Source organism: Blautia caecimuris, from assembly GCF_024622975.1.
Lineage (GTDB): Bacteria > Bacillota > Clostridia > Lachnospirales > Lachnospiraceae > Blautia_A > Blautia_A caecimuris.
Map to the genome: position 1 here is coordinate 15,980 of NZ_JANJZT010000025.1, position 14,921 is coordinate 30,900.

Annotated in this window: 19 protein-coding genes; 18 read left to right on the forward strand and 1 reads right to left on the reverse strand. The window is 50.9% G+C overall.

The genetic code is table 11. From position 1 onward, the window contains the following. Positions 1 to 3: 3 nt before the first annotated feature. From NSA57_RS14510 to NSA57_RS14585, 16 genes are all read left to right on the forward strand, one after another. Positions 4 to 294, forward strand: a complete 291-nt coding sequence (locus NSA57_RS14510; RefSeq protein ID WP_257465217.1) for a hypothetical protein — start codon at positions 4 to 6, stop codon at positions 292 to 294. Between the two features lie 139 nt (positions 295 to 433). Continuing rightward, positions 434 to 598, forward strand: a complete 165-nt coding sequence (locus NSA57_RS14515; protein WP_257465218.1) for a DUF3789 domain-containing protein — start codon at positions 434 to 436, stop codon at positions 596 to 598. After that, on the forward strand, positions 546 to 878 hold the full coding sequence (locus NSA57_RS14520; protein ID WP_257465219.1) for a plasmid mobilization protein: 333 nt from the start codon (positions 546 to 548) through the stop codon (positions 876 to 878). The genes NSA57_RS14515 and NSA57_RS14520 overlap by 53 nt, the downstream gene beginning before the upstream one ends. Further along, positions 878 to 2,290 carry a relaxase/mobilization nuclease domain-containing protein gene (locus NSA57_RS14525; protein ID WP_257465220.1) on the forward strand — a complete coding sequence of 471 codons (1,413 nt, stop codon included), beginning with the start codon at positions 878 to 880 and terminating at the stop codon, positions 2,288 to 2,290. The genes NSA57_RS14520 and NSA57_RS14525 overlap by 1 nt, the downstream gene beginning before the upstream one ends. Further along, complete coding sequence (locus tag NSA57_RS14530; RefSeq protein ID WP_257465221.1) at positions 2,232 to 3,113, forward strand: PcfB family protein; 882 nt, start codon at positions 2,232 to 2,234, stop codon at positions 3,111 to 3,113. The genes NSA57_RS14525 and NSA57_RS14530 overlap by 59 nt, the downstream gene beginning before the upstream one ends. A 2-nt stretch (positions 3,114 to 3,115) precedes the next feature. Then, positions 3,116 to 3,979 carry a hypothetical protein gene (locus NSA57_RS14535; protein ID WP_257465222.1) on the forward strand — a complete coding sequence of 288 codons (864 nt, stop codon included), beginning with the start codon at positions 3,116 to 3,118 and terminating at the stop codon, positions 3,977 to 3,979. A 15-nt stretch (positions 3,980 to 3,994) separates the two neighbouring features. Next, positions 3,995 to 4,192: a hypothetical protein gene (locus tag NSA57_RS14540; RefSeq protein ID WP_135976787.1), complete on the forward strand. Its 198-nt coding sequence runs from the start codon at positions 3,995 to 3,997 to the stop codon at positions 4,190 to 4,192. Next, positions 4,179 to 5,972 carry a VirD4-like conjugal transfer protein, CD1115 family gene (locus NSA57_RS14545; protein WP_257465223.1) on the forward strand — a complete coding sequence of 598 codons (1,794 nt, stop codon included), beginning with the start codon at positions 4,179 to 4,181 and terminating at the stop codon, positions 5,970 to 5,972. The genes NSA57_RS14540 and NSA57_RS14545 overlap by 14 nt, the downstream gene beginning before the upstream one ends. A gap of 14 nt (positions 5,973 to 5,986) precedes the next feature. Beyond that, on the forward strand, positions 5,987 to 6,334 hold the full coding sequence (locus NSA57_RS14550; protein ID WP_120444509.1) for a glutamyl-tRNA amidotransferase: 348 nt from the start codon (positions 5,987 to 5,989) through the stop codon (positions 6,332 to 6,334). 105 nt (positions 6,335 to 6,439) lie between these two features. After that, positions 6,440 to 7,276: a VirB6/TrbL-like conjugal transfer protein, CD1112 family gene (locus NSA57_RS14555; protein ID WP_016296645.1), complete on the forward strand. Its 837-nt coding sequence runs from the start codon at positions 6,440 to 6,442 to the stop codon at positions 7,274 to 7,276. Positions 7,277 to 7,302: 26 nt separating this feature from the next. Next, a complete protein-coding gene (locus tag NSA57_RS14560; protein ID WP_257465224.1) occupies positions 7,303 to 7,539 on the forward strand; it encodes a hypothetical protein in 237 nt (78 codons plus the stop codon). Between the two features lies 1 nt (position 7,540). Beyond that, positions 7,541 to 8,026, forward strand: coding sequence for a PrgI family protein (locus NSA57_RS14565; RefSeq protein ID WP_257465225.1), 486 nt, complete (start codon positions 7,541 to 7,543; stop codon positions 8,024 to 8,026). Beyond that, entirely contained in the window at positions 8,019 to 10,352 is a 2,334-nt protein-coding gene (locus tag NSA57_RS14570; protein WP_257465226.1) for a VirB4-like conjugal transfer ATPase, CD1110 family, read from the forward strand. The genes NSA57_RS14565 and NSA57_RS14570 overlap by 8 nt, the downstream gene beginning before the upstream one ends. A gap of 16 nt (positions 10,353 to 10,368) precedes the next feature. After that, positions 10,369 to 10,773, forward strand: a complete 405-nt coding sequence (locus NSA57_RS14575) for a DUF6075 family protein (protein WP_257465227.1) — start codon at positions 10,369 to 10,371, stop codon at positions 10,771 to 10,773. 25 nt (positions 10,774 to 10,798) lie between these two features. Next, positions 10,799 to 11,584, forward strand: a complete 786-nt coding sequence (srtB, locus tag NSA57_RS14580; RefSeq protein WP_257465228.1) for a class B sortase — start codon at positions 10,799 to 10,801, stop codon at positions 11,582 to 11,584. Between the two features lie 38 nt (positions 11,585 to 11,622). Continuing rightward, entirely contained in the window at positions 11,623 to 13,449 is a 1,827-nt protein-coding gene (locus NSA57_RS14585; RefSeq protein ID WP_257465229.1) for a lysozyme family protein, read from the forward strand. Positions 13,450 to 13,479: 30 nt separating this feature from the next. Here the strand turns inward: NSA57_RS14585 and NSA57_RS14590 are convergent, their stop codons facing one another. Beyond that, positions 13,480 to 13,836 carry a helix-turn-helix transcriptional regulator gene (locus NSA57_RS14590; protein ID WP_257465230.1) on the reverse strand — a complete coding sequence of 119 codons (357 nt, stop codon included), beginning with the start codon at positions 13,834 to 13,836 and terminating at the stop codon, positions 13,480 to 13,482. Positions 13,837 to 14,041: 205 nt separating this feature from the next. Here NSA57_RS14590 and NSA57_RS14595 point away from each other — a divergent pair, with 205 nt between their 5' ends. Further along, entirely contained in the window at positions 14,042 to 14,239 is a 198-nt protein-coding gene (locus NSA57_RS14595; protein ID WP_257465231.1) for a helix-turn-helix domain-containing protein, read from the forward strand. Beyond that, a complete protein-coding gene (locus tag NSA57_RS14600; protein WP_257465232.1) occupies positions 14,232 to 14,921 on the forward strand; it encodes a response regulator transcription factor in 690 nt (229 codons plus the stop codon). Before NSA57_RS14595 ends, NSA57_RS14600 begins: the two co-directional genes overlap by 8 nt.

Consider the following 14,921-nt stretch of genomic DNA (forward strand, 5'->3'; position numbering starts at 1 on the left):
CGATTGAAAAATTATGAGGTGACACTTGTTGCCCACTATGCAAAGACCATTTCCATCTATGCCGACAGCCCCGAACAGGCGGCGGAGAAGTTAAAGACCGTCCTGTTTGACACCGACCTTGTGAGGTTTTCCGACGAGGATTTTGTCTGCGGCGAAGCCGAGATTAGCGACCCTTTGGAGGACGCAGGGGAAGAAAGAGAAGCAGAGGGAGAGGATTTTGAGGACGATTGTTGTTCGGGCTGTCCGTGCTTCAGAACGGTATGTAAAGGATGCTGTCACGAGGGCGGGGATTAAAGACATGTCTTACCAAGCACTGAATTTGGTTATCCATCTGCCGATGGAAACAAAATTCGCTTGTTAGGGGAAAGCTCCCCTAATACCCCGTGGAAAAGACCGCCGCCAGAGTGCGGCAGGAAGAAAGGAGTTTTTAAGGATGAGAGATTTATTGTTCTTCACTCTCGGCACAACGCTCGGAGGTATGTGCGGCGTGGCATGTATGTGCGTGCTGCAGATTAACAGGCTCTCCGAGGGAAAGGGGGATTTGGATGCGGAAACGAAACGTGCAGATACTGTTCCGACTGACCGAGGAAGAAGCTGAATACCTCTGCTCACTTGCGGAGCGGGCGGGGCATTCCAGACAAGCCCTGCTCCAGTCGATGGTCATGGGCTACCGCCTATGCGAGAAGCCAGACCCAGAGTTCTATAAAATCATGCGGGAGCTGTCCGCCATCGGCAACCGCATCAACCAGCTTGCGGCAAAGGCGAACGCCTTGAACTTTGTGGACACGCCGATGCTCTACGACGAAGCAAGGCGGTGGCGGGACTTCCGTCTGGACGTGGGCAGGTGCTACCTTGTTCCGAGGAAGATGTCTGGCTGATGGCGGTCTGCGAGATATGGGATGTAAAAGGCAGGCTCGACCACCCCATCGACTACGCCGAGAACCCAGAAAAGACCGCCAACCCCAAATACACTGAAGCGGACTTGCAGGCGATGGGCGATGTGATGAAGTACGCTACCAACGGCGACAAGACCGAGCGGCAGTTTTTCGTCACGGGCGTAAACTGCGACCCGACTACCGCAAGGGATGAGATGATGATGGCGAAAGCCCAATGGAACGACCAGAGCGAGATTGTCTGCTACCACGGCTTCCAGAGTTTTAAAGCGGGCGAGGTCACGCCAGAGCAGGCACATGAGGTCGGCGTGAAGCTGGCGGAGAAGATGTGGGGAGAAAGGTTTCAAGTGATTGTGGCGACGCATCTGAATACGGAATGCCTGCACAACCACTTTGTCGTCAACTCCGTTTCCTATATTGACGGCAGGCACTACCACGACAACAAGAAGAACCTGCGGCTGCTCCGCCAGCGTTCGGATGAATTATGCCGTGAGTATTCCTTATCGGTCATTGAACACCCAAGCGGCAGGAAGAAGCCCTATGTCCTCTGCCAAGCCGAGAAGAACGGTCTGCCTACAAGGGACAGCGTGGCACGGCAGGCGGTGGACGAAGCAATCTCAAAATCGTTCACGCTGAAAGACTTCGACCGCCAGTTATCGGAAATGGGATACCGCATCAATTTTGACCCCAACCGAAAATACTGGACGATAATCGGGAAAGGATGGCAAAGACCGAAGCGGCTCTACAAGCTCGGCGAGGATTACACCAATGAGCGGATAACGGAACGCATAAGGGAAAATTCCTATGCGGTCAAATTCCAGAACTTTTCCAAAGAACAGCCGCAGGTCAGAGTGCTAAAGGTAAAAGGCACGTTAAAGGACGCCAAGAAAATCGGCGGCTTGCGTGGGCTGTATCTCCACTACTGCTACAAGCTCGGCATCCTGCCGAAGAAGAAGCAACAGAACTATGCACGGCTTCACTATCTTCTGAAAGACGACTTGCTGAAGATGGAAGCCATCACCAATGAAACAAGGCTGCTCTGCCGCTGCCATATTGACACGGCGGAGCAGCTTTTGTCTTATAAAGGCTCTCTGGAATCCGAGATGAATGAGCTGACCGAACAGCGTAAGGGGCTTTATTCCCAATCCCGAAAATCTGTCGGGGAAGAAAAAGAAGCGGTCAAAGCTCGCATCTCTGAAATCACGGGGCGGCTGAAAACAATCCGAAAGGAGGTCAGATTGTGCGAGGGAATCGAAGCCCGCAGCGACACCCTCAAAGAGAAGTTGCAGACCATACGGGCAGACGAGAACAAAGAAAAAGGAAAGGAGCTGATGAAGCATGAACACAGGCGGCGAAGCGGCGGAGCAAATCGTAAGGATGAGCTTGGAGGGATTTGAGGTCGCAGCCAGAATCACGGGGGCGGGTGCGAAGAACATCGCCATCCTCTTATATTCCATCTTAAAGGAAGAACAGAAAACCAAAGGAAAGGCAAGGCTCACAAACATGCTCCGCTCTGGGAAAGAGTTAAAAGTCTTTACCGTAAAGAGCGGCGACTTGAAGAAGTTCACGCAGGAAGCGAAGAAATACGGCGTACTCTACTGCGTCCTCGCAGACCGTAAGAACAAAGACCCCGATGCGGAGGTGGACGTGATTGCGAGAGCCGAGGACGCATCGAAAATCAGCCGCATCGTGGAGCGGTTCAGCCTTGCGTCCGTAGATACCGCTTCCATCGTGACCGAAGCGGAGAAATCGAAAGGGGCAAAGGGCAAAACGAAAGGAGAAAAGAGCAAGCTGAAAGATGCCAAGAACACAGATGCGAAAGACGCAGGGGCAAAGGACGGTCAGCCAGAGCCAGACATCGGCGTGGAGGAAAAGGCGGAGAAAGACAGGCTCATGGACGCCCTTATGGGCAAGCCGCTCCAAAAGGAGGAAAACGCCCCAAACCCCTCGGTGGCAAAGACAGAAAAATCCCCTCTGTCCGAGCCTACCTCAAAGCAGCAAAGGAAGCCCGCAGAGGGGGCTACTATGGCTAAGGCACAGAAGCCGTCAGTCAGGGAGGAACTGCGGAAAATCAAGGAGAGCCGCAAGGGGCAGGAAGCAGACGTTTCTCCTGCAAGAGAGAAATCTCCCGACAGGGCGGAGAAGCCGCCCGCAGGAAAGACGGAGCATAAGCAGCCCCAGAAGCGGAAACGGAAACCAAAATCGAAAGGAGCAAGATAAGCATGAGCATTTATGACGTATTTAGTGGCGGCGGCAGACCTTTTAACAAAGAGGAATGGGCGGCGCAGAAGCAGGAGCAGCGGAAAGCAGCCTATGAGCTGATAGACACGACCTGCGAGAAAATGATGGCGGACGGGGGTGCGTTTCAGCAGTACCTTGACGTGCAGGGGCATTTTGACCGCTACTCCGTCAACAACGCAATCTTGGTTTCGACGCAGATGCCCGAAGCGACGCAGCTTAAGGATTACGGCAGTTGGAAACAGAGCCGTGCCTATGTGGACAAGGACGCACAGAAAATCACTATCCTTGAGCCTGGGAAAGAATACGAGCGGGAGGACGGCTCAAAGGCGGTCGGCTACAACGCCAAGATAGTTTATGACATTTCCCAGACCTCGGCAAAGGACAGGCAGCAGCCGCAGGAAGCCAAAACCATGCGGGAGCTTGTGTCGGCGATGATTGACGCAAGCCCCGTTTCCTTTGTGCCAGTGGACGACCTTGAGCTGCCTGCGTTCTATGACAGCGCACAGCAGACCATCTTCATCAAGACGGGGCTGAATGAAGAACAGCTCTTTGTCAGCATGGCAAAGGAAGTATCGGCGGCGGTCTTTGACTTCAAGCATAAGGAGAGCCGTGACGCTTCGGACTTCAAGTCGTTCTGCGTCGCCTATATGGTAAGCTCCCGCTACGGCGTGGACACCAAAGGCTTCCGCTTCGACAATCTCCCGAAAGAGTTTGCGGGCATGGAAACGCAGGAATTTAAAGGGCAGCTTGGCTCGATGCGTGACGTTCTGGGCGAAATCCAGTCGGACATGTATAAGAGCCTTGAGAAGAACAAGCCGCCCAAATCCAAAGGGCAGGAACGCTAATCGGAGGTGCAGCCCATGAAAGAAGAACGATACCATCTGGCATTGGACAAATACGATAAGAACATCGTCCTCAACGCCCTCAACACCCTGCGGACGCAGCAGATACAGGAGGAACGCCCCACCGAGCCTGTTGACGAGCTGATAAGCAGGGTGGCATTCGCCCCGACCAGGAAAGTAAAGGTCGCCCCATGCAAGTGCCATGAAGAACGGTGATGATTACAAGGCGGGCTTAATCCTTTCTTTATGCGGGATTGTCCCTGTCGTGTGGCTTGCACTGCTGACTGCCCCTTATGTCAGCGGCGGCATCGTGGAGATAATCAGTAATTTATCCGTGGCAATGGAGAACCCGTTTTCCATAACGGTATGTGGGGACAGCGTAAGGACTGTCCTTATTTTCCTGCTTGCCTACGGCATGGGAATCGGCGTTTATTTCTCCACACGCAGGAACTACCGCAAAGGGGAGGAACACGGCTCTGCCAAATGGGGCAACGCAGGTACGCTTAATAAAAAGTATCGAGATAAAAACGCATCGGAGAACAAGCTGCTGACCCAGAGCGTCCGTATTGGGCTTGACGGGAAGAAACACCGCAGGAATCTGAATATCCTCGTGGTGGGCGGCTCTGGTGCGGGAAAGACCAGATTTTTTTGCAAACCGAACGTGATGCAATGTAACACATCAATGGTAATCTTAGACCCAAAGGGCGAGATTGTCCGTGACACGGGAGGGCTGCTTGAGAAGAAAGGCTATGAGGTGCGGGTGCTTGACCTTATCAATATGCACAAGAGCCACTGCTACAACCCGTTTGTATATTTAAGGAACGACAACGATGTGCAGAGGTTGGTAACAAATTTATTTAAGGCGACCACGCCGAAAGGAAGCCAGTCGCAAGACCCGTTCTGGGACACGGCGGCGAGTATGCTGCTGCTGTCCCTTGTATTCTATCTGAAATACGAAGCCCCGCCAGATGAGCAGAATTTCCCGATGGTGATGGAGCTTTTAAGGGCGGGTGAGGTAAGGGAGGATGACGACGGCTATGTAAGCCCGCTTGACGAACTGTTTGACCGCTTGGAGATGGTGAACCCAGAGCATATCGCTTTGAAATACTACCGTGACTATCATTCTGGTTCAGCAAAAACGCTAAAGAGCATCCAGATAACCCTTGCCGCAAGGCTTGAGAAGTTCAATCTGGAAAGCCTTGCATCTCTGACCGCTACGGACGAATTGGATTTGCCGTCTTTAGGCGAGAAGAAAGTTGCATTGTTCGCTCTGATACCAGACAACGACACCAGTTTTAATTTTCTAGTGTCACTATTATACACGCAGCTATTCCAACAATTATTTTATCTTGCCGACCATAAGTACGGCGGGAGCCTGCCCATCCACTGCCAGTTCATCATGGATGAATTTGCGAACGTCAGTTTGCCAGATGACTTTGACAAGATACTGTCAGTTATGAGGTCAAGGGGCGTGTCCGTTTCGATTATCCTGCAAAATCTGGCACAGCTTAAAGCCCTGTTTGAGAAACAATGGGAAAGCATCGTAGGGAACGCCGATGAGTTCCTCTATCTCGGCGGCAACGAGCAGAGTACCCATAAGTTTGTGAGTGAGCTTCTTGGAAAAGCCACGATAGACACGAACACCTACGGGAAAAGCTCTGGGCGGAGCGGCAACTATTCCACCAACTACCAGATTTCGGGGCGTGAGCTTTTAACCCCAGACGAGGTGCGTATGCTTGACAACCGCTACGCACTTCTTTTTGTGCGTGGGGAGCGTCCCGTCATGGATTTGAAGTATGACATCCTGAAACACCCGAATGTGAAACTGACCGCCGATGGTGGGAAGCCGCCGTATATCCACAGCGAGCCGACGCAGGCGGTCGCAACCCTTGTGTTTGACGATGCTTTGCTGATGGACGCAAAGAGCATGGAAACGGTCAGCACATCCTACGAGCTTCTGTCCGACGAGGACTTGGAAGAAATATTCAATTTATAAGGAGGATTTACCCTATGAAACTTTTTCAGAAAAACGAGAAGAAAGCAACCCAGAAACTGCCGATGGGCAGAAAGGCAAAAAAGGCGTTCGCCGTATATGCAGCCCTTGTACTCTGCATGGTTTTCGGAACGACTACCGCCTTTGCCGCCAATGACCCGATTGCCGTTGTCAACAACCTCTCCAATTTCATCTTCGGTCTGATACGGGCGGTCGGGATGATTATGCTCGGTTTCGGCATCGTGCAGGTCGGCTTGTCGCTGAAATCCCACGACCCGTCCCAGAGGGCGAACGGCTTCCTCACGCTGGCGGGCGGCGTTGTGATTACCTTTGCAAAGGAGATTTTGACCCTCATCACAGGCTAATCCAAAACAGACTGAAATAACAGACTGACACAAGACAGGATAACGGGGCAGATCCGCTCTTCGGGACTTGCCCCGCTATCAAATTTTAAGAACGGAGGTGGTCGAATGTCAGACAACTGGGTAGTCCAGAACTTGGAGAACGCCCTTGACACATGGAATGAAAAGTTAGCCGAGATATGGCAGCTCATCACCCAATCCCCCGAAACCTTTAAGGGCGGTGCGATATGGAAAGTCATCGTTGACATCCACGGGGCGTTGCAGGCTATCGGGCTTGCCCTGCTCGTGCTGTTCTTTGTCGTGGGCGTGATGCGTACCTGCGGCGACTTCGCAAGCGTGAAGAAGCCCGAACACGCCTTGAAGCTGTTCATCCGCTTCGCCCTTGCGAAAGGTGCGGTCACTTACGGCTTGGAGCTGATGATGGCTCTGTTTAAAATCGTGCAGGGCGTGATTTCCGCCATTATGAAAGCCGCAGGCTTTGGCTCGGCGCAAAAGACCGTCTTGCCGCAGGAGATTGTGACAGCCGTGGAGGACTGCGGCTTTTTCGAGAGCATCCCCTTATGGGCAGTCACGCTGATAGGCGGGCTGTTTATCACGGTATTGTCGTTCATTATGATAATGTCGGTGTATGGGAGATTTTTCAAGCTATATTTATATACCGCCATCGCCCCCGTGCCGCTGTCCTCGTTTGCAGGAGAGCCGAGCCAGAGCGTGGGAAAGAGCTTCATCAAGAGCTACTCCGCCGTGTGCCTTGAGGGGGCAATCATCGTGCTTGCCTGCATCATCTTCTCGGTGTTTGCGGCGTCCCCGCCCGCAGTCAACCCCGATGCGGCGGCGGTCACGATGGTATGGGGCTATATCGGGGAATTGGTGTTCAATATGCTCGTCCTTGTCGGTGCGGTCAAGATGGCAGACCGTGTGGTAAGGGAAATGATGGGCTTGTAATTATCCAACAGGAAAGGAAAATTGAAATGAAAAAAGAAACGAAGTATTGCCAGAATTATGATATCCATTTGTTAAATGGAGAAGTCATCGGGGCTTCTGAAGCCTATGACCTGCCTGCGGAAAAAGGGCTGGTCGGAAAATTTGAAAAAGCTGACGATAACGAGATATTTGAAATCGGGGATGCCATTTCTGGATTTGCATATATCCCAAAACGCAGCATCCTCTTTATTTCGACGGGGGATGTCGGGGAGGAGGGGTGCTGATATGGAAGTCAAGATAAATAAGGAAATCCGCAACTACACGGAATCCATGTTCTTCGGGCTGTCGATGCGGCAGTTCCTGTTTTCCGTGCTTGCCTGCGGCGTGGCGGTCGGCTTGTTCTTCCTGCTCCGTGGCAGGTTCGGGACGGAAACATTGAGCTGGATGTGCATCTTGGGGGCTTCCCCTTTTGCGGTCATGGGCTTTGTAAGGTACAACGGCATGACCGCCGAGCAGTTTGTGTGGGCATGGATAAAGTCGCAGTTTCTGATGCCGAAGAAGATTTTGTTTGTTCCAGAGAATTTATATTACGAAGCGGTGAAGCAGGCACTGGACGCACATGAAAAAGGCTTGCCCGCCGTGCAGGATAAGAAAAAGAAAAAATGCAGGAGGGCAAGGCGCAATGCGGCAAAGGAGCGGAGAAAACAGGCTGAAAAATCCAGAAAGAAAAATAAGAAATTAAGAAAGCGTAAGGAGGTAGACTATGATTAAGACGCTGAAAACGCTGTTCAAGCAGGACAGGGAGAAATTCATTGTGCCAAAGTCGGTGCAGACGGTCATCCCGTTAAAGACCATGTGGGAGGACGGCATCTTCCTTGTGGGCAGGAACAAATACGCAAAGACATTCAAGTTTGAGGACATCAACTACGCCGTGGCGAGCCGTGAGGACAAGGAAGCGATGTTCCTCGAATACTCGGAGCTTCTTAACGCCCTCGACAGCGGGGCGACCACGAAAATCACGATAAACAACCGCAGGCTCAATAAGGCGGATTTTGAGCAGACCATCTTAATCCCGATGGCGGAGGACGATTTGGATAAATACCGTAAGGAATACAACAAGATGCTGCTTGACAAGGCGACGGGGGCAAACTCCACCGTGCAGGACAAATATGTAACCGTTTCCGTCTGCAAGAAGAACATCGAGGAAGCGAGGAATTATTTTGCCCGTGTCGGGGCTGACCTTATCGGGCATTTCAACCGCTTAGGTTCGAAGTGTACGGAACTGGATGCAAACGACAAGCTGCGTATCTTCCATGATTTTTACCGCACGGGCGAGGAAACGGCGTTCTCCTTTGACATGGCACAGACCATGCGGAAAGGTCACGATTTCAAGGACTATATCTGCCCCGACTCCTTTGAGTTCGAGAAAGATTATTTTAAGATGGGAAACCGCTACGGGCGTGTGATATTCCTCAGAGAGTACGCCGCCTATATCAAGGACAGTATGGTGGCGGAGCTTTGCGAATTAAACCGTAACATGATGCTCTCCGTGGATGTTGTTCCTGTCCCGACGGACGAAGCCGTGCGGGAGGTGGAAAACCGCCTGCTCGGTGTGGAAACCAACATCACGAACTGGCAGAGGAAACAGAACCAGAACAACAACTTTTCCGCCGTCATCCCCTACGACTTGGAGCAGCAGAGAAAGGAAAGCAAGGAGTTCCTCGACGATTTGACGACCCGTGACCAGAGGATGATGTTTGCGGTGCTTACGATGGTGCATACCGCAGACACCAAAGAGCAGCTTGACAATGACACGGAAGCCCTGCTGACGACGGCAAGGAAGCATCTCTGCCAGTTTGCCGTGCTGAAGTACCAGCAGATGGACGGACTGAACACCGCCCTGCCGTTCGGCGTGAGGAAGATTGATGCGTTAAGAACGCTGACGACGGAGAGCCTTGCGGTGTTTATCCCTTTCCGTGTACAGGAAATCTACCATAAGGACGGCGTGTATTACGGGCAGAACGTCATATCAAAGAACATGATAATCGCCAACCGCCGCCACCTTTTGAACGGAAATTCCTTTATCCTCGGCGTGTCTGGTGCGGGCAAGTCGTTCACGGCAAAGGAGGAAATGACGAACATCATCCTCACCGACCCCAACGCCGATGTCTTGGTAATAGACCCCGAACGAGAGTACGCCCCTCTTGTAAAGGCGATGCAGGGCGAGGTTATCCATATCTCGGCGACAAGCGACAACCACATCAATGCGATGGACATGAACTCTGATTACGGCGACGGTGCGAACCCCGTCATCTTGAAATCAGAGTTTATTTTATCTTTGTGCGAACAGCTTATCGGCGGGGCAAGCCTTGGGGCAAAGCAGAAATCCATCATCGACCGCTGCACGGCGGGCGTCTACCGCTACTACCAGCAGGGCAACTATATGGGTACGCCGCCCACTTTGCAGGACTTCCGTGAGGAGCTGTTAAAGCAGGACGAGCCAGAAGCGCAGGAAATCGCCCTTGCGATTGAGCTTTTCACGGACGGCTCTCTCAACACCTTTGCCAAGCATACGAACGTGGACACCCACAGCCGCCTTATCTGCTATGATATTCTGGATTTGGGCAAGCAGTTACAGCCAATCGGTATGCTCGTCGTCCTTGACAGCATCTTAAACCGCATCACCCAGAACAGGGCGAAAGGCAGGAACACGTTTATTTTCATTGACGAGATTTATCTGCTGTTCCAGCACGAGTATTCCGCTAACTTCCTCTTTACCCTCTGGAAGCGTGTGCGTAAGTACGGGGCGTACTGCACGGGCATCACGCAGAACGTGGACGACCTTTTGCAAAGCCATACGGCGAGGACGATGCTTGCCAACTCTGAATTTATCATCATGCTGAACCAAGCGTCCACAGACCGCATCGAGCTTGCGAAGCTCCTTAACATTTCCGACCTTCAGATGAGCTATATCACAAATGTTGGTGCGGGGCAGGGGCTTTTGAAAGTGGGCAGTTCCCTCGTGCCGTTCGTCAACAAGTTTCCACGCAATACGGAATTGTATAAGCTGATGACGACTAAATTTGGGGAGTGCTAAGATTGGGGGGATTTTTATGTCAGAGATAAGGTTTCGCAACGCAGCCCACCGTGATTTTTTTCTGGAAAGCATGATGAAGTGCAGGGTAAACGACTGTTACCACAGGGCATTTTTCTATGTGATGGGGATTGCGGGGGAAACAAGGCGGAACATCAACGCCATGTTCGATTTTAAGACGGACTGCATCAAGCCAGAGGGGATGCACGCAGGATGGCAGACGAGCGGCACGGTCAAGGTCTGCCACCTTGCCTTTAACCTCTGGAACGGTTACGCCGAGGAAGGGCGTGAGAAACTCTTTACGCCAGAGGAATTGTTCTGCTGCGAGTTCGCTCCGTATTTCATGGAGGACATCAAGGCACGGTATCCCGAATATTGCAGGGACTTACCCACGCCCAAGAAGCAGGCGGAGCATACACGTTAAAATTTTCAAATGAAAGGAAAAGCCTATGAATTTTAAGAACTATAAAACCATTCTCTGTACCGCCGCTGCCGCCGCCCTTTTGGGAGCAGCGGTTTTTTGCGGCTATAAGATTTACAGCCATTACCAGCAGATAGACGAGCAGACGGAAGCCTTTGCGGAGATTGCCGAGGTTGTGGAAAATGCCGAGCCAGAGGAAGAACCGCCAAAAGATAAGGATACACCCGTCAGCGAGGGCGAGGATATATTGGCAAAATACAAGGAATTGTATTTGCAGAATGAGGATATGGTCGGGTGGATTGCCATAGACGGAACAAGCATCAACTACCCCGTCATGCAGAGCAGGAACAGCCCGAATTTCTATCTGAAGCACAGCTTTGAAAAGGAATACAGCGATTTGGGAGTGCCGTATATCCAAGAGGACTGCGACATTTTCACAAGCGACAATCTGGTTATCTACGGACACCACATCAAGGGCGGCAGGATGTTCGGGGCATTGGAAGATTACAAATCCAAGAGTTTTTATGAGAAGCATAAGACTATCCAGTTTGACACCCTCACGGAGCAGGCAGAGTATGAAATCATCGCCGTTTTTAAGACGGTTGCGTACAGCTCGGAAGGCTACCGCTACTATGATTTTGTCAATGCGGAAAACGAAAAAGAATTTGATGATTATGTCGGGAAGTGCAAAGAGCTTGCCTTGTATGATACGGGCGTGACCGCCCAATACGGCGACAGGCTCATTACCCTCTCCACCTGCGAATACTCCGCACAGAACGGCAGGCTTGTCGTGGTGGCAAAAAAGGTAAATTGACATGACCGCAAATCTTCTGGGAAAGGAGGTCGGATTTTATGGCTGATATAAAGACCAGAGATGCGGTCAAAGGGACGATTAAGACTTTAGACAAAGCCGCCATAGCAGGCAGACGAATGAAATCTGCTTACGCAAAGACAAAGGACAAGGCGGAGCAGGGATATTATGCGGAGGAAAATTCCCCCACGGAATATGCCGCCGACAAGGTTTCCCATGCTTCGGGGCGTATCAGGGATGAGGGCATCCACCAGTTTAATAAGCAGGGGCAGAAAAACGCCCAGATTACAAGGGAGAATATCGGTAAGGCAAAGGACAAAATCGCCGACTTTAAGGCAAAGCGGGCGAAGAAAGACGCCGAGCAGAAAACAATGCGGAATAAGGCAGGACAAAACGCCATGCGTACAATAAGGCAGGACGGCTTGCAGGAAATACAAGGGACTGCAAGCCGTCCCGCTGTTTCTGCTACTCCTGCTACTTCTGCCAAGACCGAAACACCCCAGACAGCGGCAAACTCATTGATAAAGACCAGACAGCAGGGAAAGCGGACGATAAAGACAACCGCCAGAAATGCCGAAAAAACCGTCAAGACCACAGCCAAAGGCACGGTCAAGGCGACGGAAAAAGGCGTGAAAACCGCAAAGGCGACATCCAAGACAGCGATTAAGACCACGGAGCAGACCGCAAAGGCGGCGCAGAAAACGGCGAAAGCATCCGCCAAAGCCGCCCAGAAAGCGGCACAGACGGCAAAAGCCACCGCAAAGGCGACAGCCGAAGCAACGAAAGCCACGGTCAAAGCGACCATTGCGGCAGTCAAAGCGATTATCGCAGGGACAAAGGCGTTGATTTCCGCCCTTATCGCAGGCGGCTGGATTGCCGTCATGATAATCCTTATCGTCGTCCTGCTTGGGTGTGCCGTGTCCCTGTTCGGGGGCGGCAGCGACAGCATATCCTATACCCCTGTCAGTGCGGAGGTTAAAGCCTACACGCCGCTGATACAGAAGTATGCAAAGCAGTACGGCATCCCCGAATATGTGGAGCTTATCAAGGCGGTAATGATGCAGGAAAGCGGTGGACGTGGACTTGACCCGATGCAGGCGGCGGAGGGGAGCTTCAACAAGAAATACCCCCATGAGCCGAACGGCATCAAAGACCCCGAATATTCCATCGAGTGCGGCGTGCAGGAACTGAAAGCTGCCCTTGTTTCAGCCGAGGTGGAGAACCCGATTGACATGGAGCGCATCAAGCTCGCCTTGCAGGGCTACAACTTCGGCAACGGGTATATTTCATGGGCAAAGACCAACTACGGCGGCTATTCCTATGCAAATGCGGTGGAGTTTTCCGCAATGCAAGCACAGCGGCTCGGTTGGGAGAAATACGGCGACACGCAGTACCCCGCCCATGTGCTGCGCTACTACCCATACGGGCGGGCGTTCACAAGCGGAGGAAACCAAGCCATTGTGGAGGTTGCCTTAACGCAGCTCGGCAACGAGGGCGGTCAGCCTTATTGGAGCTGGTACGGCTTTGAGGGGCGTGTGGAATGGTGCGCCTGCTTCGTATCGTGGTGTGCCGACCAGTGCGGCTATCTGGAAAGCGGCATCATCCCGAAATTCTCCCTCTGCTCGGACGGTGTGAACTGGTTCAAGGGCAAAGGACAATGGCAGGATAAGAACTATGAGCCGAAGGCAGGCGACCTAATTTTCTTTGATTGGGGGAGCGACGGCTCAATCGACCATGTGGGAATCGTGGAGAAGTGCGAGAATGGAACGGTCTACACCGTGGAGGGCAACTCTGGGGATGCCTGCAAACAGCAGAGCTATCCAGTCGGGAGCGGCTCTATCTACGGGTACGGATGCCCTGCGTATTGATGGCAGAACGGGTGAAAGAAAAACCAGAGGTCAATCCTCTGGCTGCTCTTTTGCCGTACATATCCCCTGCGCCGTCCCTGCTATGATAGTCAGTTTCGCATCATCAAAAGTATCAAGAAGCACATCTAACCGCCGACGTAAAGTTGTTTTCCCTATTGGACTGTCTGGGTGTATGTACTGGTCTACGGATATATGGAACATTGTAACAAGCTGAATAAACAGCCGAAAGCTCGGATACTGCCCCTCTTTCTCCACAGATTGCAAATGCCTTGCCGAAATGCCAAGCTCCTCGGCTAATTCCTCTCTTGTAATTCGCTGCTTCTCACGGGCTTTTTGGATAGCCTGCCCCAATTCCATAAAGTCAAGGTTTCCTACGGCTTCGTTCATTTTTTCACCACCTGTTCATTAATTTTTCCCTTATATTTTACAGAAGTGAAAGTTCTGCTTAAACGATGTGAAATTTCCATACATAAGAAACTGTACTTCTTATTTTAGGAAAAATTATCTCTTGCTTTTCTCAATAACACTTTTTCTATAATTGTATTATTCGTTTTGACGCATTATAATATCAGTTATGAAGGAGGTTATTTCAATGTTTGATTACATGAATGTAAAAGAAGCGGCTGAAAAATGGGGATTGTCCGAACGGAGGATACAGGTATTATGCGCTACAAACCGAATCCCCGATGTAATGCGAATCAGCAATGTGTGGCTGATTCCAAAGACTGCATCAAAGCCTATAGACGGGCGTTTTAAAAAAAGAGATAAGGAGGAATCAGACAATGAGTAAGATTTTATTGGTTGAAGATGATATGGAAATCAGTACCATGCTAAAGAATTTTTTGCACACAGAAAAATTTGAGGTAATTACAGCGTATGATGGCAAAAATGCCCTCGACAGGTTCTTTTCGGATAGTTTCAGTCTGGTTTTGCTTGATTTGATGATTCCTCAAATAAGCGGAATTGAAGTCATGGAAAAAATCAGAGAAAACAGCACTGTCCCGATTATTATTATATCGGCAAAAGATACCGATTCTGATAAAACGCTTGGTTTAGGTTTGGGAGCAGATGATTATATAACGAAACCGTTTTCTGTCACAGAAGTATTGGCAAGGATAAAAGCAAATATCCGAAGAACTACACAGTATGCTGCAAGTGCAACAGAACAGCAGCCAATACTTCAAACGGGAAACCTTGTCATGCATCTGAATGAGTATTCTGTAACAAAAAACGGCTGTAAAATAGAGCTTACATCAAAAGAATTTGAAATTTTAAAGCTGTTATTGCAGAATCCAAAGAAAGTATATACGAAAGAACAGATTTACTCCCTTGTCTGGAATGATACCTATTATGGTGATGAAAATGCCGTCAATGTCCATATCAGCAGATTGAGGAATAAAATAGAGGATAATCCCCGTGAACCGCAGTATGTGATTACGGTATGGGGAATCGGATACAAATTGGGGGAGTGA

What these genes read in the sequence shown, in the direction of transcription:
- NSA57_RS14515 (WP_257465218.1), top strand. Translation starts at nt 434, where the DNA reads ATGAGAGATTTATTGTTCTTCACTCTCGGCACAACGCTCGGAGGTATG.
- NSA57_RS14520 (WP_257465219.1), top strand. Translation starts at nt 546, where the DNA reads ATGCGGAAACGAAACGTGCAGATACTGTTCCGACTGACCGAGGAAGAA.
- NSA57_RS14525 (WP_257465220.1), top strand. Translation starts at nt 878, where the DNA reads ATGGCGGTCTGCGAGATATGGGATGTAAAAGGCAGGCTCGACCACCCC.
- NSA57_RS14530 (WP_257465221.1), top strand. Translation starts at nt 2,232, where the DNA reads ATGAACACAGGCGGCGAAGCGGCGGAGCAAATCGTAAGGATGAGCTTG.
- NSA57_RS14535 (WP_257465222.1), top strand. Translation starts at nt 3,116, where the DNA reads ATGAGCATTTATGACGTATTTAGTGGCGGCGGCAGACCTTTTAACAAA.
- NSA57_RS14540 (WP_135976787.1), top strand. Translation starts at nt 3,995, where the DNA reads ATGAAAGAAGAACGATACCATCTGGCATTGGACAAATACGATAAGAAC.
- NSA57_RS14545 (WP_257465223.1), top strand. Translation starts at nt 4,179, where the DNA reads ATGAAGAACGGTGATGATTACAAGGCGGGCTTAATCCTTTCTTTATGC.
- NSA57_RS14550 (WP_120444509.1), top strand. Translation starts at nt 5,987, where the DNA reads ATGAAACTTTTTCAGAAAAACGAGAAGAAAGCAACCCAGAAACTGCCG.
- NSA57_RS14555 (WP_016296645.1), top strand. Translation starts at nt 6,440, where the DNA reads ATGTCAGACAACTGGGTAGTCCAGAACTTGGAGAACGCCCTTGACACA.
- NSA57_RS14560 (WP_257465224.1), top strand. Translation starts at nt 7,303, where the DNA reads ATGAAAAAAGAAACGAAGTATTGCCAGAATTATGATATCCATTTGTTA.
- NSA57_RS14565 (WP_257465225.1), top strand. Translation starts at nt 7,541, where the DNA reads ATGGAAGTCAAGATAAATAAGGAAATCCGCAACTACACGGAATCCATG.
- NSA57_RS14570 (WP_257465226.1), top strand. Translation starts at nt 8,019, where the DNA reads ATGATTAAGACGCTGAAAACGCTGTTCAAGCAGGACAGGGAGAAATTC.
- NSA57_RS14575 (WP_257465227.1), top strand. Translation starts at nt 10,369, where the DNA reads ATGTCAGAGATAAGGTTTCGCAACGCAGCCCACCGTGATTTTTTTCTG.
- srtB (WP_257465228.1), top strand. Translation starts at nt 10,799, where the DNA reads ATGAATTTTAAGAACTATAAAACCATTCTCTGTACCGCCGCTGCCGCC.
- NSA57_RS14585 (WP_257465229.1), top strand. Translation starts at nt 11,623, where the DNA reads ATGGCTGATATAAAGACCAGAGATGCGGTCAAAGGGACGATTAAGACT.
- NSA57_RS14590 (WP_257465230.1), bottom strand. Translation starts at nt 13,836, where the DNA reads ATGAACGAAGCCGTAGGAAACCTTGACTTTATGGAATTGGGGCAGGCT.
- NSA57_RS14595 (WP_257465231.1), top strand. Translation starts at nt 14,042, where the DNA reads ATGTTTGATTACATGAATGTAAAAGAAGCGGCTGAAAAATGGGGATTG.
- NSA57_RS14600 (WP_257465232.1), top strand. Translation starts at nt 14,232, where the DNA reads ATGAGTAAGATTTTATTGGTTGAAGATGATATGGAAATCAGTACCATG.